General features: G+C 69.7%; 17 protein-coding genes and 2 riboswitches. Of the genes, 9 read left to right on the top strand and 8 right to left on the bottom strand.

Annotated features, from left to right (window positions below):
• Window positions 1–71 precede the first annotated feature (71 nt).
• Window positions 72–305 (top strand): DUF5999 family protein, encoded by a 234-nt coding sequence (locus ABIA35_RS11790; RefSeq protein ID WP_370334421.1) that lies wholly within the window; start codon window positions 72–74, stop codon window positions 303–305.
• 152 nt (window positions 306–457) lie between these two features.
• On the opposite strand, the gene ABIA35_RS11785 is transcribed toward ABIA35_RS11790, so the two are convergent.
• Complete coding sequence (locus ABIA35_RS11785) at window positions 458–1,204, bottom strand: phosphotransferase enzyme family protein (RefSeq protein WP_370357863.1); 747 nt, start codon at window positions 1,202–1,204, stop codon at window positions 458–460.
• A gap of 179 nt (window positions 1,205–1,383) precedes the next feature.
• Between ABIA35_RS11785 and ABIA35_RS11780 the strand changes: the two genes are divergently transcribed.
• Window positions 1,384–2,682, top strand: coding sequence for an MFS transporter (locus ABIA35_RS11780; protein ID WP_370357862.1), 1,299 nt, complete (start codon window positions 1,384–1,386; stop codon window positions 2,680–2,682).
• Window positions 2,683–2,794: 112 nt separating this feature from the next.
• Here the strand turns inward: ABIA35_RS11780 and gcvP are convergent, their stop codons facing one another.
• Window positions 2,795–5,800 (bottom strand): aminomethyl-transferring glycine dehydrogenase, encoded by a 3,006-nt coding sequence (gene gcvP / locus ABIA35_RS11775; RefSeq protein ID WP_370357861.1) that lies wholly within the window; start codon window positions 5,798–5,800, stop codon window positions 2,795–2,797.
• A gap of 95 nt (window positions 5,801–5,895) precedes the next feature.
• Window positions 5,896–6,010, bottom strand: a riboswitch (glycine riboswitch).
• A riboswitch (glycine riboswitch) is annotated at window positions 6,011–6,096 on the bottom strand. It abuts the riboswitch before it with no gap.
• A 91-nt stretch (window positions 6,097–6,187) separates the two neighbouring features.
• Here gcvP and ABIA35_RS11770 point away from each other — a divergent pair.
• The 6 genes from ABIA35_RS11770 (at window position 6,188) to ABIA35_RS11745 (ending at window position 12,857) form a co-directional block, all read left to right on the top strand.
• Window positions 6,188–6,988: a GNAT family N-acetyltransferase gene (locus tag ABIA35_RS11770; RefSeq protein ID WP_370357860.1), complete on the top strand. Its 801-nt coding sequence runs from the start codon at window positions 6,188–6,190 to the stop codon at window positions 6,986–6,988.
• A gap of 139 nt (window positions 6,989–7,127) precedes the next feature.
• The gene (locus ABIA35_RS11765; protein WP_370357859.1) at window positions 7,128–8,963 is read left to right on the top strand and encodes an SCO2524 family protein; all 1,836 of its coding nucleotides are present in this window, start codon (window positions 7,128–7,130) and stop codon (window positions 8,961–8,963) included.
• Between the two features lies 1 nt (window position 8,964).
• Window positions 8,965–9,885, top strand: coding sequence for an SCO2523 family variant P-loop protein (locus ABIA35_RS11760; protein ID WP_370357858.1), 921 nt, complete (start codon window positions 8,965–8,967; stop codon window positions 9,883–9,885).
• Window positions 9,882–10,919, top strand: a complete 1,038-nt coding sequence (locus ABIA35_RS11755; RefSeq protein ID WP_370357857.1) for an SCO2522 family protein — start codon at window positions 9,882–9,884, stop codon at window positions 10,917–10,919. Before ABIA35_RS11760 ends, ABIA35_RS11755 begins: the two co-directional genes overlap by 4 nt.
• Entirely contained in the window at window positions 10,900–11,865 is a 966-nt protein-coding gene (locus tag ABIA35_RS11750) for an SCO2521 family protein (protein WP_370357856.1), read from the top strand. Before ABIA35_RS11755 ends, ABIA35_RS11750 begins: the two co-directional genes overlap by 20 nt.
• Window positions 11,866–12,014: 149 nt before the next feature.
• A complete protein-coding gene (locus ABIA35_RS11745) occupies window positions 12,015–12,857 on the top strand; it encodes a hypothetical protein (RefSeq protein WP_370334403.1) in 843 nt (280 codons plus the stop codon).
• Here the strand turns inward: ABIA35_RS11745 and ABIA35_RS11740 are convergent.
• The 6 genes from ABIA35_RS11740 to ABIA35_RS11715 all read right to left on the bottom strand — a co-directional run bounded on the left by ABIA35_RS11740 (window position 12,756) and on the right by ABIA35_RS11715 (window position 19,395).
• Complete coding sequence (locus ABIA35_RS11740; RefSeq protein ID WP_370357971.1) at window positions 12,756–13,247, bottom strand: GNAT family N-acetyltransferase; 492 nt, start codon at window positions 13,245–13,247, stop codon at window positions 12,756–12,758. The genes ABIA35_RS11745 and ABIA35_RS11740 overlap by 102 nt on opposite strands.
• Window positions 13,248–13,358: 111 nt before the next feature.
• Entirely contained in the window at window positions 13,359–14,330 is a 972-nt protein-coding gene (locus ABIA35_RS11735; protein WP_370334399.1) for an SCO2521 family protein, read from the bottom strand.
• Window positions 14,330–15,343: an SCO2522 family protein gene (locus ABIA35_RS11730; RefSeq protein WP_370334397.1), complete on the bottom strand. Its 1,014-nt coding sequence runs from the start codon at window positions 15,341–15,343 to the stop codon at window positions 14,330–14,332. The genes ABIA35_RS11735 and ABIA35_RS11730 overlap by 1 nt, the downstream gene beginning before the upstream one ends.
• Complete coding sequence (locus tag ABIA35_RS11725) at window positions 15,343–16,269, bottom strand: SCO2523 family variant P-loop protein (RefSeq protein WP_370334395.1); 927 nt, start codon at window positions 16,267–16,269, stop codon at window positions 15,343–15,345. The genes ABIA35_RS11730 and ABIA35_RS11725 overlap by 1 nt, the downstream gene beginning before the upstream one ends.
• Window positions 16,270–18,123: an SCO2524 family protein gene (locus tag ABIA35_RS11720; RefSeq protein ID WP_370334394.1), complete on the bottom strand. Its 1,854-nt coding sequence runs from the start codon at window positions 18,121–18,123 to the stop codon at window positions 16,270–16,272.
• 456 nt (window positions 18,124–18,579) lie between these two features.
• Window positions 18,580–19,395, bottom strand: a complete 816-nt coding sequence (locus ABIA35_RS11715; protein ID WP_370357855.1) for a hypothetical protein — start codon at window positions 19,393–19,395, stop codon at window positions 18,580–18,582.
• A 107-nt stretch (window positions 19,396–19,502) separates the two neighbouring features.
• Here ABIA35_RS11715 and ABIA35_RS11710 point away from each other — a divergent pair, with 107 nt between their 5' ends.
• Window positions 19,503–20,102, top strand: coding sequence for a winged helix-turn-helix domain-containing protein (locus ABIA35_RS11710; RefSeq protein WP_370357854.1), 600 nt, complete (start codon window positions 19,503–19,505; stop codon window positions 20,100–20,102).

The raw sequence follows: 20,102 nt of genomic DNA, 5'->3' as shown, positions 1-20,102 counted from the left end.
GGGAGCACTGGTTCAGACCACGCAACGGCGACCCGACCGAAAGGCCGCCCCGAGAACGAAGAAGTACGACCATGACGACGATGACCGCCCACCGACCCGGCTCCGGGCACGCCTGCCACCACCACCCGTGCTGCCCGGGCGCGGCCGAACCCGATCGCGACGCCGCGCTGGTCGTGGTCGCGCACCCCGAGCAGGGGTGGTCGCTGCTGTGCAACGGGATCGTGCTGTTCGACGACACCGGCGAGCTCCTGCCCGACGGCCAGGCGATCGCACCGCACCGGCCGACGGACCGCAGCGCGGCCTGAGGCCCCGCAGAACGCTTTAGGACGCACGGCAGATCGCCAAACCATCGGTGACATCCGGGTCCGGCCATACCGGACCCGCACAGCCCCCGACGGAGATGCCGCACCCTTGAAAGCACCGGATTGAGCACCAGATATCTTCTTTGGCAGTCCCGCTACTCCAGCGCCGCCCCGAGAACCGCGCGATGCCGTTCGACGAAGGCGATGTTCCGCAGGTAGTAGCTGTCATGCCCCTCGGCCACATGCCGGGAGAACGCCGGATGACCGGCCGCGGCCTGACTCCGCATGAACCCGACCAGGTGCTCCAGCCGGGCGACCACGGTGTCGATCAGCACGGCCCGATCCGGCTCGCCGAGCCCGTAGGCGTCCGCGAACAGCGCCAGGCGCCGGGCCTGCTCGCCGGCCGGCGCGCCCTCCTCGACGAGCTGGACGAACCGGTAGGCCGCGTACGCCACGTCCCACACCCGCGAGCCGGGATGCGCCGTGTCGAAGTCGATCAAGGCCACCGGACGACCGTCGCGGAAGACCGTGTTGTACGGCGCGACGTCGCCGTGGCAGACCACGTCGAACGGTTCCCGGGGCTCGAAATACCAGGCGGCTGCGGCCGGCGGGACGAAGTCGGCCGTCGCGTCGTGCAGCCCGCGCAGCAGGACCGCCATGGCGGCCAGGGCCTCGTCGGAGACCACCATCTCGGATCCGGGGACGTCGCCGGGCACGAAGTCGAGCACCTCCCGGCCCTCGGCGTCGAAGCCGTGGGCCCGCGGCGCACCGGTGAAGCCCTTCGCCGCGAGGTGGTCCAGCACCGCGTGGACGGCCGGCGTCCACTCCCCCGCCGGCCGGTGCACGCGCTCGCCGATCCGCACGACCGTGTTGACTCCGCCGACCATCGCCTCGTCGCTCATCACAAGATCGTTGCACAAGTTCGTCTACTGAGTGGCCCCCATGATCCGGCTCCGCTACGATCACCACCATGTTCCACACCTCCCGTGCGTAACGGACTCCGTCGACCGCCTCGGCCACCGGCCGTGCCGCGGTCCTCCGGTGTCCCCTGCACGTGATCCCACGGTGAGGAACAACTCCCTTGTCTTCGTACATGGCGGTACTCCGCCTGCCCTTCGCCGCGCGCACCTTCGCCACGGCTCTCATCGGGCGCCTGTCCTACGGCACGGTCTTCCTGTCCCTGACACTCGCCCTGGCCTCCGGCCACGGCTCGGTCGGCCGCGCCGGCGAGGTGGTCGCGGTGTTCGCGCTGTCGGTGGCCGGCCTGGCGCCGGTGCGCGCCCGGCTGATCGACGGCCACGGCGTCCGCCGCGTCCTGCTGCCCCTGGCGCTGTCCTACGCGGCCGCGTTGACCGGTCTGGCGGCGGCCACCTGGCGCCCCGGCGCGCCGCTGTGGCTGCTGGAGGCCCTGGCGCTGGCCGCCGGGGCCACCGCTCCCCCGCTCGGCCCGACGATGCGCACCCTGTGGCGCGCGATGTGCGGGCCGGACCAGGCGCTGATGCAGCGCGCGTTCAGCCTGGACACCGTCGCCGAGGAGGTCATCGGCATCAGCGGACCGCTGCTCGTCGGCCTGCTGATCCTGGTCGCGAACCCGGCCCTCGGCGTGCTGCTCAGCGCGGCCCTGGTCGCGGGCGGCACGCTGGCGATGATGACCTCGCCGGTGATCGGCACGGTCGCGGCCGCGCGGGCTGAGAATGCACCCAAGGCACACAAGGCGTCCAAGGCACCCAAGAACACTGAACCCAGCGGCAAGGCGACACGCCGAAAGGGCTCGGGACACACCCTGGCCCGCATCCTCGACCCGCTGTCCGCCGCCGCCGGCGTGGGCATCGGCCTGGGCGCGCAGAGCTTGGCGATCGTGGCCTTCGCGATCCACCACCACCAGCCCTCCGCGATCGCTTTGGCAGACGCGGGAATGTCGGCCGGGAGCATCCTCGGCGGCCTCGCCTACGGCGCGGTGAGCTGGCGCCTGCCCAGCCGCACCCGGCTGCCGCCGCTGACCGCCGCCCTGGGCCTGAGCATCGCCACGGCGGGCCTGGCCCCGAACATCTGGGTCCTGACCGCCATCACCACCGCCTCCGGCGTCTTCGTCTCACCCCTGATGACCTGCGCCTACCTGGTCGCCGACGAACTCGCCGACGAGCAGTCCCGCACCAGCGCCGGCATGTGGGTCAACAACGCCTTCAACGCCGGCTCCTCCAGCGGCTACGCGGCGATGGGCCCGGCTTTGACGCGCCTGCCTTTGGGCTGGTGCTTCACGGTCGCCGCCGCACCGGTCCTGCTCGGCGCCGGGGTCGCGCAGGCTTGGCGCCGTACACATACCGGCCGACGGCAGGAGCAGCCCGCCACCGAAACCGCGCCCGAGGCGGTCGCTGTCTAGGGATCTGGCTGGATCTGGCTGGATCTGGCTGGATCTCGCTCGCGAAAGACGAAGCGCCCCGCAGACCACGAACTCGGTCTGCGGGGCGCTGCCTGAAGCACCAACTCGGCTATCAGTCCTCGAAAGCCTCCGGCGCCGGGCACGAGCACACCAGGTTCCGGTCCCCGTAGGCACCGTCGATGCGCCGCACCGGCGGAAAGTACTTGTCCGCCGGGTTCACGCCGGCCGGGAACACGCCCTCGGCGCGGTCGTAGCCGTGCTTCCAGTCGCCGGCGAGCATCGCGGCGGTGTGCGGGGCCTGGCGCAGCGGGTTGTCCTCGCGGTCCAGCTCGCCCGCGCCGACGCGGTCGATCTCGCCCTTGATGGCGATCAGGGCCTCGCAGAAGCGGTCGAGCTCGGCCAGGTCCTCGCTCTCGGTGGGCTCGATCATCAGGGTGCCGGCCACCGGGAAGGACATCGTCGGGGCGTGGAAACCGTAGTCGATCAGGCGCTTGGCCACGTCGTCGACGGTGACGCCGGTGTCCTTGGTGATCGGGCGCAGGTCGATGATGCACTCATGCGCGACCAGGCCGTTGGGGCCGGTGTAGAGCACCGGGTAGTGCCCGGACAGGCGCTTGGCCACGTAGTTCGCCGCCAGGATCGCGTGCTGGGTGGCGCTGCGCAGGCCCTCGGCGCCCATCAGGCGGATGTACGCCCACGGGATCGGCAGGATGCCCGCCGAGCCCCACGGCGCGGCCGAGACCGGGCCGACGCCGCCGCCCTCAGGACGCGGGCCGGCGACCGGGTGCAGCGGGTGGTTCGGCAGGTAGGGCGCCAGGTGCGCGCGCACCGCGACCGGGCCGACGCCGGGGCCGCCGCCGCCGTGCGGGATGCAGAAGGTCTTGTGCAGGTTCAGGTGCGAGACGTCGCCGCCGAAGCTGCCGGGCTTGGCCAGGCCGACCATCGCGTTCAGGTTCGCGCCGTCCACGTAGACCTGGCCGCCGGCGGCGTGCACCAGGTCGCAGATCTCGGTGACCTCCTCCTCGAACACGCCGTGCGTGGAGGGGTAGGTGATCATCAGGACGCTGAGCGCGTCGGCGTGCTTGTCGATCTTCGCCTTCAGGTCCGCGACGTCGACCGAGCCGTCCTCACGGCTGGCCACGACCACGACCCGCATCCCGGCCATCACCGCGGAGGCGGCGTTGGTGCCGTGCGCCGAGGACGGGATCAGGCAGACGTCGCGCTGCTCCTGCCCGAGGTCGCGGTGGTAGGCGCGCACCGCCAGCAGCCCGGCCAGCTCGCCCTGCGAGCCGGCGTTCGGCTGCACCGACACCCGCGCGTAGCCGGTGAGCTCGGCCAGCCAGCCCTCCAGCTGCCCGATCAGCGACAGGTAGCCCGCGGCCTGGTCCAGCGGCGCGAAGGGGTGGATCGCGCCGAACTCCGGCCAGGTGATCGGCTCCATCTCGGTGGTCGCGTTCAGCTTCATGGTGCACGAGCCGAGCGGGATCATCGACCGGTCCAGCGCGATGTCGCGGTCGGCGAGCTTGCGCAGGTAGCGCAGCATCGCGGTCTCGGAGCGGTGCGCGTGGAAGACCGGGTGGGTCAGGAACTCGGTGGCGCGCAGGTGCACGCCGAGCGCGTCGTCGGTGGCCGCGTCGAGCTCGTGGACACTCGACGTCTCCTTGCCGGTGACGCCGAAGGCGCTCCAGACCGCGCGCAGGTCGGCCCAGCCGGTGGTCTCGTCGCAGGACACGCCGACGGTGTCCTCGTCCACCAGCCGCAGGTTCACGCCCGCGGACAGCGCCGCGCGCCAGACCTCGGCGGCCCGGCCCGGGACGCGCACGGTCAGCGTGTCGAAGAAAGCGGTCGGCACGACCTCGATGCCGCCCCCGGCCTCGCGCAGCCCGGCGGCCAGCACCGCGGTGTAGCGGTGGGTGCGGCGGGCGATCGAGGCCAGGCCCTCGGGACCGTGGTAGACCGCGTACATGCCGGCGATCACGGCGAGCAGAACCTGCGCGGTGCAGATGTTGGACGTCGCCTTCTCGCGGCGGATGTGCTGCTCGCGGGTCTGCAACGCCAGCCGCAGCGCCTGGTCGCCGTCGGCGTCCACGGACACCCCGACCAGGCGGCCGGGCAGCGAGCGGGACAGGTTCTCGCGCACCGCCATGTAGCCGGCGTGCGGGCCGCCGAAGCCCAGCGGCACGCCGAAGCGCTGCGTGGAGCCCACGGCGATGTCCGCGCCGGCCTCGCCGGGCGAGGCGAGCAGGGTCAGGGACAGGATGTCGGCGGCCACCGCGACCAGCGCGCCGCGCTCGTGGGCGGCCGTGGTGATCGCCTTGAGGTCGCGCACCTGGCCGGAGGCGCCGGGGTACTGGACCAGCACGCCGTAGAACTCGCCCTCGGGCAGCCCCGCGCCTTCGGCGCCATCAGTGCCGGTGGCGGCCAGGTCGGCCAGCGCCAGCTCGATGCCCAGCGGCTCGGCGCGGGTCTGCAGCACCGCCAGGGTCTGCGGGAAGACGTCGGCGTCGACCAGGAAGCGGGCCGACTTGGACTTGGAGGCGCGGCGGGCCAGGGTCATGGCCTCGGCGGCGGCGGTGCCCTCGTCCAGCAGGGAGGCGTTGGCCACCGGCAGCCCGGCCAGGTCGGCGACCACGGTCTGGAAGTTCAGCAGCGCCTCCAGCCGGCCCTGCGAGATCTCCGGCTGGTAGGGGGTGTAGGCGGTGTACCAGGCCGGGTTCTCCATGACGTTGCGCAGGATCACCGGCGGGGTGAAGGTGCCGTGGTAGCCCAGGCCGATCATGGGCCGGAAGACCCGGTTGCGCCCGGCGATGTCGCGCAGCTCGGTGAGCACCTCGGACTCCGAGCGCGCCGGCGGCAGGTTCAGCCGCTCGGTGAGCCGGATGGAGCCGGGCACGGCGGCCTCGGTCAGCGCGTCCAGCGAGGCGTAGCCCAGCAGCGAGAGCATGCGCGCGGCGTCGGCGGCGTCGGGCCCGATGTGCCGGTCGGCGAACGGGGAGCTCTGCTCCAGCTCGACCAGCGTCGGGCGGGCCGCGACGGTGGCGGTGGTGTGCAGGTCGTGGGGGGTGGCGGGCTGCGCGGGAACCGTACCGGAACCGCCGGCGGAGTCGTCTCCAGCCATGCCGTGCAAATCCGTGAGCACTGCGGTCACTGTTGTGGCCTCTCAGGCGGACGCTCTAGACGTCGGGTGGTGGATTCGCGCCTCCCGCGGATCCGTCCTCCCCCTCTGTCATGGAACCTGAGAGTTTCACCGCGGGCGGGGTCCACCGGACCCGCGGCTTACACCTTCGGTGAGAGCTTCGCCGCAGCTCAGCCCTACTTTCCAGAGTTGCCTGCCCGAACGGTCCTTTTGCCTGAGAGTTTCCGGGGAGGGTTGCTCCTTCGGCGCCCACGAGGGGTCTCTCCCGTTCGAGGTAGACGGCACTTACGACGGTATCAGCGCCACCACCGCCTGTTCTAATCCCATTAACCGTTTGCCGTAACCCGATGCCGATGGTGGGCTGACCCGATGACCTCCCCCACCACCGACAAGAACCTGCTCGCAACCTTCGACCTGCGCATGCGCGCCGAGGCCGTAGCCGACGAGCCCGGCGCCCGCGTCGAACGCGCCGACGGCGTCCTGCGCCAGGTCGGCACACTGCCCACGGACTGGCACGGCGTCTTCTACTCAGAGTTGGACGCCACCACGGCCGACGCCGCGGTCCAGGCGCAGATCGCCTACTTCCGCACCCTCGGCGCCGACTTCGAGTGGAAGCACTACAAGCACGACGAACCGGCGGATCTCGGCGAGCGCCTGCTCGCCGCCGGCTTCGAAGCGGACGCCCCGGAGACCCTGTTCGTGGCGGAGATCACACAGCTTTCCGGCGCCGGCCTGACCGAATCCCTGCCGGAAGGCGTCACCCTCCGGCCGGTCACCACCGAAGCCGACGCGGACCTCGTCGGCCAGGCGCACGAGGCGGCCTTCGGCAGCGGAGGCGAGCGCTCCCGCGCCCGGGCTCTGGCCCGCCTGGCGGACAACCCCGAGACCGTCTGGACCTGGCTCGCGATGGCCGGCGACCAACCGGTGAGCGCGGCCCGGATGCTGGTACACCCGGGCACCGGCTTCGCGAGCCTGTGGGGCGGCGGCACCGCGCCGGAGTGGCGCGGGCGCGGGATCTACCGCGCGCTGGTGGCGCGGCGGATGCGGGTGGCGATCGAGCTGGGGTGTGAGTACTTGCAGGTGGACGCCTCGGATATGAGTCGGCCGATTCTGGAACGTCTTGGCTTCCGGGCTTTGAGTGTGACGACGCCGTACGAGTATCGGTTCTGAGTCGCGCGGCTCAGCCGAGGTCGGGATCCAGGCGCCGCCCAACGCCCCATCCGACGCTCCCTTCCCAGGCATCAGAGCCCTGTGACAGGGTAGGCAGTGGCTGACAGACACGCTCAGGGGCGGATCAGGGGGCGGTGCGTTGAGGACGGATCCGCGACAACACATCCTGGACACGTGGCGGAGCTTCGCACGCGCCACGTTCGGCGGCGGAGAGTTGACCTGGGGCGGCCGCCACGGCTCGAACAGCATCAGCGACGCCGAGCAGATCCTGGTCCTCCTCTACCCCGCGACGGAGGTCCCCGGCTTCCGCCTGGACCGGCCGGACGCGATCGAGGACGACGTGCTGGCGGTGCTGCGGCCGATGGGCAGCGGCCTGGACATCCCCATGCGGATGCTCGAGGCGCTGGAGCAGTACCTCACGCGCTACGTCGACGAGGACGGCGCACCTACCTTCACCGGCGGTTCCCACCTGCTGTGCGACGATGCCGACAACGAGGTGAAGCCCGAGCAGGCCGATTACGACATCACCGAGTCGTACTCGATCTCGGTCACCCTGTGCCTGGCGGCGAAGGGCTTCCTGCGCGAGTTCCAGCGCACCGTCGAGCGCCGCGCGTCGCAGAGCCGGATCGACACCACCGTCCTGGCCATCGACCAGCGCCTGACCGCGGCATTGGTCGGCCTGCTGCGCTCGTTCGTGGTGAACGTGCTGACCCCGGACACCCCGGCGGAGTCCGTGCTGCTGCGCACGGTCAGCCAGGGCCGGGTCGTGGGCCGCACGCTCACCCAGGACCTGCGCGGCCGGCTGCAGCCGGTGCGCGACAAGCTGCCGGAGCTGACCTTCGGCCTGCCGCCGGAGAACGAGCGGGTGCTGCGCGACTACCCGGAGCGCTTCTTCGAATGCGGATGGGCCTGGGGCGTGGCGCAGGACGCCACCGACATCGAGCTCCCGGCCGCCGAGGGCGTCAAGCAGCCGCACGGGATCGCCGAGCCGCGTCCGATGCTGCATTTCACGGCCACCGCCCTGGACGGTCTGGCCGACCTCTTCTCCACCCGGACCTCCCGGCAGGGTCTGCTGACCTCCGAGCAGCAGTCCCTGCGCGAGGCGCTGAACCTGCGCTGGGGCCTGGCGTTGCAGTACTGGTCCACCATCGCGACGTTCGGCGCCGGCCGCTGGCCGCTGGAGGACGTCCCCTGGCAGTCCACCGACGGCCAGAGCTCGCCCTACTTCTCCGAGCTCGTGCTCTCCATCGTCGGCATGGCCCAGCAGGGCGGGCCCTCGGGCAGCGTCATCGGCCGCGTCGTGGCCGTGGTGGAGGAGCTGGCCCAGCGCGGTCTGGTCAACCGGCGCGCCTCCGAGGACGACCGCAGCGTGCTGCTGCACGATCCCGGCGTCCGGATGACGCTGCACGGCTCGGAGCTCGAAGGCCCGATGCTGGCCTGGTCCTCCAACGGCTACGCCGCCACGCTGGCCAAGACCGCGCTGCGCATCGCGAGCGTCACCACCGGCCGGCGCAACCGCGCCCGGCTCATCGACATCGCCGACGCCTCGGTGGAGCACCTCCTCAACCGCCGTCTGCAGCCCGACGGGTTGTGGGACCACCCGGCGAACGTCTTCCCCAGCCTCCCGCCGTCCCCCGCCACCCCGTCCTGGGACATGACCGAACGTGCCATCGAGGTCTTCGTCGCCGCCGCGACCCTGATCAGCGCCCCTCCCGTGGCCGACCCCGGCCAGATCGACCAGGCGAACACCAAGATCGCCGAGGCCCGGCACATCCTGGACCAGGAGCGGCTGACCACGCCCACGGCCGGCGGCTCGCAGGAGCAGAAGCTGCTCCGGGAGGCCGAACAGTCGCTGAACCGCGCCGAGTCCCTGTCCCGCGAGCGGCCCGCGACCGCCGCGGCGCTGGCCGACAAGGTGCTCAGAGAGTTGGACGAACTGGCCTTCGCGCGCCAGGCGGCGAGCAGGAGCGCATGACGTGCTGATATTCGCCACCTCCGACAAGGGAGGCACGGGGCGCTCGGTGACCGGCTGCAACATGGCCTACCGGCGGGCGCTGCAAGGGGAGGCCGTCGCCTACCTCGACTTCGACTTCGGTTCACCGACCGCGGGCGCGATCTTCGACGTCCCCGAGGCCGAGCGCGGCGTGGACTCCTGCGGCCTGCACTCCTACTTCACCAAGCACACCGAGGCCCAGCAGCTGGACACCGCGCTGCACTCCGACAGCGACACGCTGCGCGACCTGCCGCGCATCTCCGGCGCCAGCCGCTTGGTCCTGCTGCCGGGCGACAAGGACGGCGGGGAGTTCTCGATCAGCGCGGACATGCCGGCGCGCTGCGCGCAGCTGTTCCTGAAGCTGGACCGCGAATTCGACCTGTGCATCGTCGACCTGTCCGCGGGCCGCTCCTATGCCGTGGACCTGGTCCTGGAGGCCACCGCCCGGCCCGAGCTGGCCGCGCTGACCAGCCGTTGGCTGGTCTTCCACCGCTGGACCAAGCAGCACATCGTGGCCGCGCACGGCCTGGTGTTCGGCGAGAAGGGACTGCTCAAAGCGGGCGAGCGCCGCGGCCACGACGCCCAGAGGCTGAACAACTCCGTCCGCTACGTCCGGACCGCGGTCGTGGATCTGGGCGTGGACCAGGAATCGGTGACCCGGCCGGCACAGGCCGCGTGGCTGCGCGCCTACGACCGGAAGTTGCGGGAACAGGCGGACAAGCTGCGCATGGGCCGGGCCCGGCTGGCCGGGCAGATCCCTTACGACCCGATGCTCCAGTGGAGCGAGCAAGTGATCGACGACTCGGACGTCAGCGGACTGAAAATCGCCAACCAGGCCACCGTGCAGGCCTTCGAGGACCTCGCCGCGAAGCTGTCGGACGAGCGATTCTGGGAAGGGCTGTGACGGCCGTGGACGTCAGCTACGACGAAGTGACCCAGACCCCGCGAGTGGACGCGGTGCCGCTGGGCCATCTCTCGGTCGAGACCGGTCACCTGTATCTGGACGACTTCGCCGAGGGCGACCGCAAGATCGCCCGCCAGCTGGAGCATGCCGCGCCGTGGCTGGAGGCGGCGAACAAGCGGATCCGCAAGCGGTTCGGCCGCAACGCCCGCATAAGCACCTGCTTCCTGGTCGACGACTACACGCCCTCGGGCTCGGCGCCGGACCAGCCCAAGCCCGCGGAGGTGGTGGACATCGTGACCACCGCCGCCGAACAGGCCGGCTTCCGGCTCGACTACCTGGCCCGGGAGGCCGGCTGCGTTGTGGCCTGCGAGCGCCCCTACTCCGGCCCGCGCGACCAGAGCCCGCTGGCCGACATCGTCGCCGGACTGATCGTCGAGGAGGCGGCGGTGGGCGCCAACGGCTCCCGGCCGCCGACCGCGCAGACCGGGTGGCTGTCCAACGGCGAGCGCTCGCCGGCCGTCGCGGTGGCGATGGACGCCCCGGACTGGGAGCCGCCGGAGGAGTTCGGCAAGTACCGGCACTCGGTGTTCGTCGACATCGAGCTGTGGAGCCTGGACAGCGCTCAGATACACGCTGAGCGGCAGTACTCGTGCTCGCTGCTGTCGGCGGTGTGGCAGCTGCTGCGGCTGGGCCTGCTGCGCAACGCGGGGAAGGCAGTGGCCAAGCCGTACCGGTTCGGTACCGGTGAGGCTTTGCCCGACCTGTGGGCGCAGATGCCGAGCATCACGCAGCTGACTCAGGACGCGGCCCCGTTCGCAGCATACGAGACCTTCTCCGCGCTCCCGCAGCACTACGAGGCTGCGGAACATGCCGCGCGAATCATCATCGACCATCTGCGGTTCGATCCGGCGGTCCTGGCCCAGACCGCCGACCGGGCCCGCGACGAATCGAACCCGATCGTCCTGCCCGACAATCCCGTCGGCCGGACAAGCCACCTGTTCTTCGATGACGTCCATGTCGCGCACAACGACTGAGCGCGACGGCGCGCCGGCGGTGCTGGCCTTCGGCGAGGTCCGCACGTGCCTGATCCAGAACCTGGGCACACTGTCCCCCTCGGCGAGCGTCGCCCTGATGCAGCTCACCCCCGGCGCCCCGGTGAGCAAGGCGGACCGGCCGGTGCGCCGCGTCGTCTCCCCGGAGCAGGTCACCGGCGTGGACTGCCGCTTGCGGGTGGCCCGCGAGGGCCGGGGCCGGGCGATCGGTACGGTCCTCAGCCACGCGACCGTCACCAACGGCCGGATCCTGCAAGGCACCGCGCACGTGACGCTCACGCCCGCGTCTTCGAAAGATCGCAGGGAATGGCGGCACTACCTACAGCGCCCAGGCCTCGTAGAGGTGATCGGATCGCCGCACCCGCACAACGTCCTGGACGGCTACCTGGCGGACATCTCGCCGGCCAGCGGCCTGGATCTGGCCTCGATCAGCGACCGCGTCATCGACGAGGTCCAGATGAGCAGCCGATTGGACCACACCACCGCGCTGCGGGCCAGTACGGCCGTGGTCCGCTGGGCCGTGACCCTTGCCCCGGACAGCAGGCCGACCGTCGGCATCGCCAAGAGCGATCTGCCCAACGTCCACATCATCCGCCTCAGCGGCGCACCGGACCATCTTCCGATGCTGATCCGGTTCTGCGAGGAGTTCGCGCTGCACGAGTGGCTGCTCACCACGGTGCAGGACGTGATCGTCCCGCGAGCCGAGACGGACATCGCCCGAGACCGCGATCCCCTGGACTCCCTGCTGTTCGCCCTGAACGAGCTGGTCCCGCTGTGGATGCCGCCCACGCACCTCAGCCCGGACATGAAGGTGCTGTGGGAGGTGATGGAGAGCCGGACGCACTACTCGCGCCTGTTCGAACGCCAGGTCGCCCGGATACGGGACCTGCGAGACCAGGTGAAGATCAGACCACCGCGACGTTTGTGAGACCGCACCGCACCGAGCCGCTAATATCAGGAATGTTCATGGCAATGGGTATCACAGCATGTTCCATGCTGCTTTGATCCGACACAGCGGAGTCACAGCAGGTCACAGGGGGAAGCGATGAACGGGACGGGCCGGGCGGAACAACCGTGGTGATCGGCGGACCCGCCAGGGAGGACGCGGCGCCGCTCGACACGTTCAAGGACAGCCTGATCTCCGCGGCGAACGCCATCGCCGAGGAACTGGCGCGGGCTCGCCGCCAGGACCGGCTGGCCGAGGTCGAGCGGGGAATCCTCGAGGAGTACGTCAAGCGGTCCAAGCTGGCGCGGCAGCGGTTCATCAAGGCCGGCGGGGCCGCGTCGGTGGTGCTGGCTTTGGAGGAGTTCCACCAGGCCGACGTCGTATTCGAAGAGGTGCTGGCGCCGGAGATAGCGGCGCTCCTCGCGGCGTACGTGGAGGCCTACGGGCAGAAGTGGCTCAGCGAGAGCGACGCCGCCGTCATCGGCGGCTCCCTGGAGACGGCCGGCGCCTCCCTCCTGGCCGCCGGGCTGCCGCTGTTCGCCGAGAACGCGTTCCGCCACGCCGGGACGCTGTACCGAAGGTTCAACGACTCCTCGGCGGAGGACAACTGCAAGTACCTCGCGGCCGCGGCGCACCGGGTGTCGCTGCCTCGCTGGAGCGGCAAGCGGCTGCTGGCGGACCTGCAAGCCGTGCTGTTCGGGTACGGATACCGGCCGCTGCGGCTGCTGGTGTGGATCATCGGCCTCGTCGCGGGGTTCACGGTGTGGCTGCTCGCTCTGCCCCGCACCGGGGGTGCGACCGAGTCCGAAGCCTTCTACGTCGCCGTGCAGAACTTCGTGAACCCGATGGGGCTGGGCGACGTCAGGCTGCTGTCAGGCCCATGGAAACCGGTCCTGGAGATCGAAACGTACACCGGCGACGTCTTCCGGAACCTGTTCTTCGTGCTGCTCATCCGCCGGCTCTTCCGGTTGTGACTGCGGGTGCGTGGTGGGCAGCAACAGGGTGAGTATCTTGCGGGGCCTGCCGTCCCCGATGTCGTCCTTCTTGAACTGGCCGGTGTCCTGGAACCCGGCCCGGATGTACAAGCCGTAGGCCGCCAGGTTGTCCGGCTCGACCGTGAGCTTGATGGTGTCCATGTCCCGGCTGCGCAGCTCGACGATGGACTCGTCGAGCAGCGCCCGTCCGATGTGCTCGCCCCGGCGCTCGGTGTGGACTCCGAGCGCCAGGATCCAGCCGACGCGTGGATCGTCCATGGCCCGCGCGGTCAGCGCGTAGCCCCAGACGCCCTGGAGATCCTCGGCCACCAGCCACGCTTCCCCCGAGGTTCCGTACAATTGAAGGAGGGCTGAGTGGGAGAACCCCATTTGGCCGAACAGCAGGCTTTCGAGTTCTGCGATGCGGTACAGATCTCCCGGGCGCGCCGTTCTCACTGATAGAGGGTCCCCCACCCCGTCCCCTGACTATCGATCGAAGCCTTACCCGAACTCCTTGTGCAGGGTCTCTTCGATCGCTTTTTGTGTCAACAGCGACACTTTGTCCCGTACCCGGGTCAAAGTGGACTGCCATCCCCATGTCAACTGCGCCTCGTGCTCCAGTGCCTCCCAGATCCACGCGGTGGCGGCCGGAAGGTAGGCCGTCGGGTTCCACATGTGGCCCAGATAGCTCAGAGCCGGGCCCAGCTCGTCCATCGGCCGCCGGGAGCGTGAGGCGCGGTCGAAGGCGTTCTTCAGCGCCGCCAGCAGCCAGTGGTGCAGCGCCAGGATCTCGCAGAACTCGACGATGTTCGCCAGCATCGCCAGCGGCGCGGTCATGCGCACCCGGAAGCCGCCGTCGTGGCCGGCCACGACCTCCGCCTGGAACTCGCCGTCGTCGCGCACCAGCACCGCCCAGCGGAGCAGACCGGCCTCGGTGTGCATCCGCGCCTGGCGGTCCACCTGCGGCACCTCGTCCAGCCGGGACATGACGTGGGCCCCGATCCCGGCGAGGTCCAGCAGGCCGCCGCCGGGATCGGTGGACAGGAACCCGGCCACCAGGTCGGCCGGGTCGGCCTTGTTCACCGCCTCGACCGTGCCGGTGCGCGCGGCGTAGTACGACCACGGCATACGGCGCGTGGAGGCGTCCAGGACCACGTCCACGCGCGCCGAGCCCTGCAGCATGTGCCCGCCGGTGAGCAGGGCGCGGGCGCGGACCGTGCCGACGACGCGCGGCTGGGTGCGGCTGGTGGCCAGGCCGCAGTCCACCCCGTAGAACAAGTCCGGGGACACGACCTGGTCCACCGGGTGGCTGCGCCAGTCGGCGCCGACACCCGGCAGCAGCTTGAGCGCCTGCCGCCCCGCCTCCAGCGGCAACGGCTCGGAGGTGTTCAGCAGGTTGGTGACGACCACGCCCAGGACCACGGCCGGCGAGTGCCTGGCAGGGGCTTCCAAAGGCGCGCCGGGGCGCGCCATCAGTCGACGCCGTCGAGGAAGTGGTGGCTCACCCGGTCGGCCACGGCATCCGGCAGCGGCACACCCTTCTCCCCGGCGCGCAGGTGCAGCGACTCGTCGACCCCGGGATCGACCAGGAAATGGTCGACGATGGTCCGCACGGCGTGCTCGATGCCGAGGAAGTCGCGCGGCATGATGCTCAGCGCCCGGTAGGCGTAGAAGGGCTTGGCCGCCGGATTGACCTTCACGATGTCCGGGAACACGGCCCAGTCGTTCGACCAGCGCGCCGGCGCCTCGGCGACCGCCAGGGCCGGCGCGCCGTCGTGGCGCAGCAGCCCGAGCCGGATCAACTGCCAGACAGCCGCCAGAAAGGGACAGGAGTACTGCCTCCCGGCGAGGACCGCGTCCTCGTCGGCGCCGGGCTCGGCGAAGTCCCGCCACAGCTCCACGTCCAGGAAGATCGAGTGGTTCCGCTTGCTGAACTCGACCGAGGGTTCCCAGGCATGGCCCCGCATGGCGGAGAGCACCTTGCCCTCGCGGGCCGGCTTGCCGTTGGCCAGCCAGCCGGAACGCACCGCCGGCGGACGGGAACCGGTGGTGACCTCCGGCTCCGGCTCCTGCAGCAGGCGGCGGGCGACGAGTTCGGCCACGCGCGTCCCGTCGGCCCGGACGGCGCAGGACGACTCGCGGGCGAAGTAGTCGATCCGGACTCCCGCGTCCTTGGACAGGCGCAGCAGTTTTTCGATTATGTTCCCGGCATCCGGCCAGCGCTGGAAGTAGTCGTCGATCAAGAAGCACGTGCTCACGCGGGGCTTCTCCGTCCCGCAGAGCACCGAGGCCTCGGCGGCGGCCAGCCACGGCTTGACCCGCTCGAACTGCGCCCTGATCGGCTCCTCGCCGTTCTCGAGGTCCTCCATGTAGAAGTGGCCGACCTCGACCGAAAGGTGCGACAGCGGCAGGTTCTGCACGGTGGTGCCCTGACTGCGCTCCCGGAAGACCGGCGCCTGTGGCGCGCCGTGCGCCGTCACCGTCATCAGAAACCCTCCCAGGCATGGTCGTCGACGACCCGGACGGCCAACTTGTCGAAAGCCTGGGTGGTCGCGGGCTTGGCCAGCCGGCGATTGACGTCCAGGTCCATGATCACTTGCTCCCGCCACAGGAGCATCGGCTCCAGCGGCGTGGTCCCGGCCAACAGGTCCTGCCCCAGTCCCCGGCCCTGGGCCAGGGCCTTGAGGTGGTCGTCGCTGCGGACCACCCAGCGGGTCTGCTCCGCGGTGGTCTTCTGGCCGAACGCCGAGGAGTCCGGGACGGCGGTGCGGACTGTGCGCACCAGGCGCATGAACTCCGTCTTGTCGAAGCCGGCCTCGATGGCGCACGGCAGGATGCCGTTCTCCTCGAACAGCAGGCCGCCCGCGGCGATCACGTGTTGCGTGGTCCAGCGGTGGAACAACAGCCAGCGGACACGATCGTTGCTGTCCTTGGACTTCTTGCGGACCCGGGGCGAGATCGCGTTCAGGGACATGTCCAGCGCCGAGGAACGGCCCGCGCTCAGGTCCACGATGCAGACGTCGAATTCCCGCTCGACCGCCTGGAACAACCTGATGGCCGCCTTGATGTGGTCGTCGGTGAGATGGAACTCCGCACCTCCCACGTCCCCGGGGAAAAGCGTCAATCTACCAGAGCCTGAGGGCCGCTCCTGAAGCGCCGGCCGCTCGGTGACCTTCCGGATGTCGACCCGGGCCGGCACGGTCGTCTCGCCCAGGATGAAGGAGTGCAGGCCGCCCTCGTGGGTGCCGCGCTCCAGCTTCGGGATCTCGAAGATCGCCCCGGCGGTGGGCGAGCCGAAGTCGAAGTCGAGGTAGGCCACGTCGCGGCCGAGCAGCGACAGCCGGTAGGCCATGTTGCAGCTGGTCACCGACCGACCGGTGCCCCCCTTGTCGGAGGAGGAGAAGATCAGCATTCAGCGACTCCGCCCGGCGTCCAGGTCGGCTTCCTCGAGGGCGTCCAGCAGGCGCAGAGCCCGTTCGGACAAGGCGATCGCGGTGCTGGTGCGGCGGTTGCGCAGTTCACGGGCCCGTTTGATGAGCTGCCCGATCTCCTCCAGCCGTTCGCGCAGCGTGGAGCGATCGTCCACGTTCGAGCGCATCAGCTCCTGGTTGTAGACGTGGTCGGCCTCGTTGAGCAGGCGGAGCAGATGGTCGTACATCCGGGAACTGCGCGGCGGTTCCTGCTCGAAAGCGCTGGCGGCGGCGACCAGCGCCTCGACCACGCGCTCGGTGAGGTACCAGGAGGGCCGCTCGAACGTGTACGCCTCCATGCCCGGCAGGTGGCCCAGGTCGTCCCACAGCTCGACCGATTCCTCGCCGCGGGTCAGCCGGCGATCGTCCAGATGGTCCATGGCCGCCTCGGCGACCACCATCAGCGCCTCACGGGCTTCGACGTTGTCGGTCAGCTGCGCGGCCTGCAGGGACCGCTTGATGATCAGCGGCGAATAGTCGGCGGAGTACAGCGCCAAGTGCGAGCCCACCGCTTCCTCACTGCCGCTCAGCCCTTGGCGCACCCCCGGGTAGTGCATCGCCGCGGCCGGATCGTTCTCGGTCATCCGGCTGGTGATGCGTCCGCGCCGGGCCAGTTCCTCGATGATGCCGACGGCCTTGACCAGGTCGGCGTCGTTGGCGGTGCGGTTGACCAGGTCCTGGATCAGCACCGAGACGACCAGCAGGGAGTAGTAGTCGGACTCCTCGCCGTCACTGGTACGCCAGGGGATGTCCGCCAGCGGCCATTCCTCGTCGTCGAAGCGCGCGATCGCAGACCAGTAACGCTGCGTGAGGTCCCAGCGCACTCCCAGCGCGTCCGAGAGCGAGCGCTGCTCGCTGTCGAGGATGTTGAGCGCCCTGATACGGCGGGACGTGAGGTCGACGATACCGTCGAGGGCGGACACGGTGAAGTACAGCCAGGGACGGGCCATGGCGTAACCGGGCCGGGAGGACATGTCGAAGTCCGAGGCGTACTCGACGATCTTCCGGGCGTCCTTGGCGACGCCCCAGGTCCAGCCGCACTCGAAGAACTGGTCCTCGTCCGGCTTGCTCTCCTCGGCGACACCCAGGCGCACGTCGGTCTTGAGCTGGTTGCGCAGCCGGTCGAAACGGTCCCTGAGGCCCTGCTGGAGCTCGGCGTCGGTGGTGTCCCCCTGGCGGAGCATCTCCAGGATGGCCCGGCCCTGGTCGGAGTCCGAGCCCACGGAGTTCACCACGAAGCTGCGCAGCAGACCGACCATCGCCGCGGTGAGCCGCCGCGAGGCCTTCTCCTTCAGGTCGACCAGTTTCTCCCGCTGTTTGGGCTGGGCTTCCCGTGGCGTACGGTCATTCACGAACACCATCAGCGACAGACACAGCGTGATGGACATCGAGTAGCCGTCGACGGTCTCGAGTTGCAGCAGGACGGCGTCCTCCGGCAAAGGAGTCTCCGGGGACATCGCGCGCAGATAACTGCCGGCGGCGAAGTTCGGCTCGCCTCGCTCATCAGTGTGTTTCTTGAAGTACTCCAACGCCACGTCCACCAGCGCCCGCGGGATGTTCGTGGCCTGTCCCAGCGGCCGCAGCGCTCGGCGCACGTCTTCCTGGGTCTTGTCCGGGTCGTGAATCGCGAAGGTCTCGATCTGGGTGATGGGATACATCAGACAGAGCAGTTGCTCGGCGTCGGAAATCGCATTGGACTCGACCCGGCCGCCCCAGGACCATTGTTGGTCGCGGTAGCACTCGGCCAGCATGGATCGCCAGATGTCCAAAATCTGTTTGCGAGGCTGAATTCTCACTAAAGCCGCCTATTGATGTCGAACCCGGAAGACGAGTCGATGAGGAGCCGACGGCAGAGTTTATCAGTGTTCTTACCGAACGTTTAATCAGGGTTGCCACGCTCTTGAAGCGCCCTGTCAGTGTCCGCCTCGCGACCGCCCACTGGCATCATAACGTGACGGAGCCGATGCCGACAGTACTCACCGTGCACCGAATGGGCGCACGTTCGGAGGAGTCAGAGTACTCATAGCAGGGACGAATGACGAAGACGGCGAACCCTGACGCTTACCGGCCATCGCAGAGCACAGTCAGAGCACAGTCAGAGCACAGTCGTCGACCTTCTTGGAGGTTTTACACAACGAGGCCTGATACATCGCACCCCGGGTCCGCCACCCCTTATGAGCCTTCTACAAATAGCTTCCCAAACCCCGCACCAGCCACCAGGCGGATCATCCGAACATCGCGAGCCCCCGTGCTCAGTCCCGGACCAGGAACGCGAAGAAGATCGCCATGGAAACGCACCCGATGTAGCTCTCGATGATCAGCAGAACCTGCGCGACCGGACCGAAGTCGGCATCCAGCGACCCGAAGGCCAGCGGGTTCAGGAAACTGATCAAGCACCCGTGCAGCGACCGCACATACCCGGGTGAGCCGGCCGACCACACCGCCACGCTGAACACGGCCAGCGTCACCGCCATCCAGCCCAGCATCCGGAATGGGCGATAGCCATAGCCGCAGGCGGCGTCGAGGAGAGTCTCCAAGACACGCACCGCGCCGGGCGGCCGCGCCGCGTGCTGCGCTCGGCGCCCGTTCAACAGCGAACGCTGCCGCCGGGACTTCTGCTGGAGCGAAGCGTAGAGGTCTGCCGCGACCTGGAACGTCAGGACCGCGTGGCCGGGGAGGCCGAGTGCTGAGAACTCCCCACCGAGGGCGTCGTAGTGGGCGGCTATTCGCCCGTTCTGGGAGCGGCTGAGGCGGAACTGACCGCGGCGCTCCGTCTCAGAGGCCAGATAGGACCGGACGACGGCGGCGCGGCGGGCCTCCGGGTCTCCGCTCGTCGTGTCACGCCACTCGTAGAACTCCTTCTCGAGAGCCAATGCCCCGCCGCGTTCACGCGGTGGAGGGACTTGGATGTCGAACGCGTAGATCAGGGGCGGAAGGCAGCTGTCAAGAAGTTCCAAAAGCTCCTCCTCGGCGAGCAGCCCCTCTTCAGCACGATCGCGATATCTCAGTTCACATTTGGCTATATCGTCGATGACGGACTCGACGCCCGGGAAACTGGCATTCGGCACGACCGCGATTTTAGTGACGATCCGGTAGTACGTCGATGACCGACGGATTCGCCCCCCACCCGTCCCCCCTTGTCGAAAGAACTGTTTCGAGCGTAGTGTTTCGAGACGTGACCTCCGACGAGCGGACGCACCACCGCCAACTCTCCGATCCCAAGGCCATGCGCGCGATCGCGCATCCGACCCGGCTGGCCATCCTGGAGGCGCTCTCGCGGCGGGAGCCCCTGACCGCGACCGAGGTCTCCGAGATGGTCGGCGAGTCGCCCACGAACTGTGCGTTCCACCTGCGCACGCTGGCGAAGTACGGCTTCGTCGAGGAAGCCGGCGCCGGGCCGGGACGCCGGCGGCCGTGGCAGCGGGCGCACATCGGCTTCGGCTACGACGAGAGCGTCATGGACGAGCCCGAGGCGCGGATCGCGGCGGGGGTGCTCACCTCGGTGCTCTGGGAGCGGTGGCTCGCCAAGCTCGCACGGGTCAACGCGCTGCGGGGCAGTTTCCCGGAGGACTGGCGGAGGATAACCGGGGTCTCCGAGGCGGTCTTCCACCTCACCCCTGAAGAAGCCGAGGCGTTCCAGGAGGAGCTGAAAGCCGTGCTCTTCCGCTACCGCGAGCGGTTGGAGGATCCCGGGCTGCGGCCGGCAGGAAGCGTGCCCATCGAGCTCATCCAGTTCGTATTCCCCTTCGACGCCATCCAGACTGAAGAGGGTTGA

Origin of the sequence: Catenulispora sp. MAP12-49, assembly GCF_041262705.1 — a bacterium.
GTDB lineage: Bacteria > Actinomycetota > Actinomycetes > Streptomycetales > Catenulisporaceae > Catenulispora.
Note: the sequence above shows the minus strand (reverse complement) of the source record. Positions and strands in the feature narration are given on the sequence as shown.

Coding starts and splice junctions, on each gene's coding strand:
- ABIA35_RS11790 (WP_370334421.1), top strand. CDS start 72: ATGACGACGATGACCGCCCACCGACCCGGCTCCGGGCACGCCTGCCAC.
- ABIA35_RS11785 (WP_370357863.1), bottom strand. CDS start 1,204: ATGAGCGACGAGGCGATGGTCGGCGGAGTCAACACGGTCGTGCGGATC.
- gcvP (WP_370357861.1), bottom strand. CDS start 5,800: ATGGCTGGAGACGACTCCGCCGGCGGTTCCGGTACGGTTCCCGCGCAG.
- ABIA35_RS11770 (WP_370357860.1), top strand. CDS start 6,188: ATGACCTCCCCCACCACCGACAAGAACCTGCTCGCAACCTTCGACCTG.
- ABIA35_RS11750 (WP_370357856.1), top strand. CDS start 10,900: ATGTCGCGCACAACGACTGAGCGCGACGGCGCGCCGGCGGTGCTGGCC.
- ABIA35_RS11740 (WP_370357971.1), bottom strand. CDS start 13,247: ATGGGGTTCTCCCACTCAGCCCTCCTTCAATTGTACGGAACCTCGGGG.
- ABIA35_RS11735 (WP_370334399.1), bottom strand. CDS start 14,330: ATGGCGCGCCCCGGCGCGCCTTTGGAAGCCCCTGCCAGGCACTCGCCG.
- ABIA35_RS11730 (WP_370334397.1), bottom strand. CDS start 15,343: ATGACGGTGACGGCGCACGGCGCGCCACAGGCGCCGGTCTTCCGGGAG.
- ABIA35_RS11725 (WP_370334395.1), bottom strand. CDS start 16,269: ATGCTGATCTTCTCCTCCTCCGACAAGGGGGGCACCGGTCGGTCGGTG.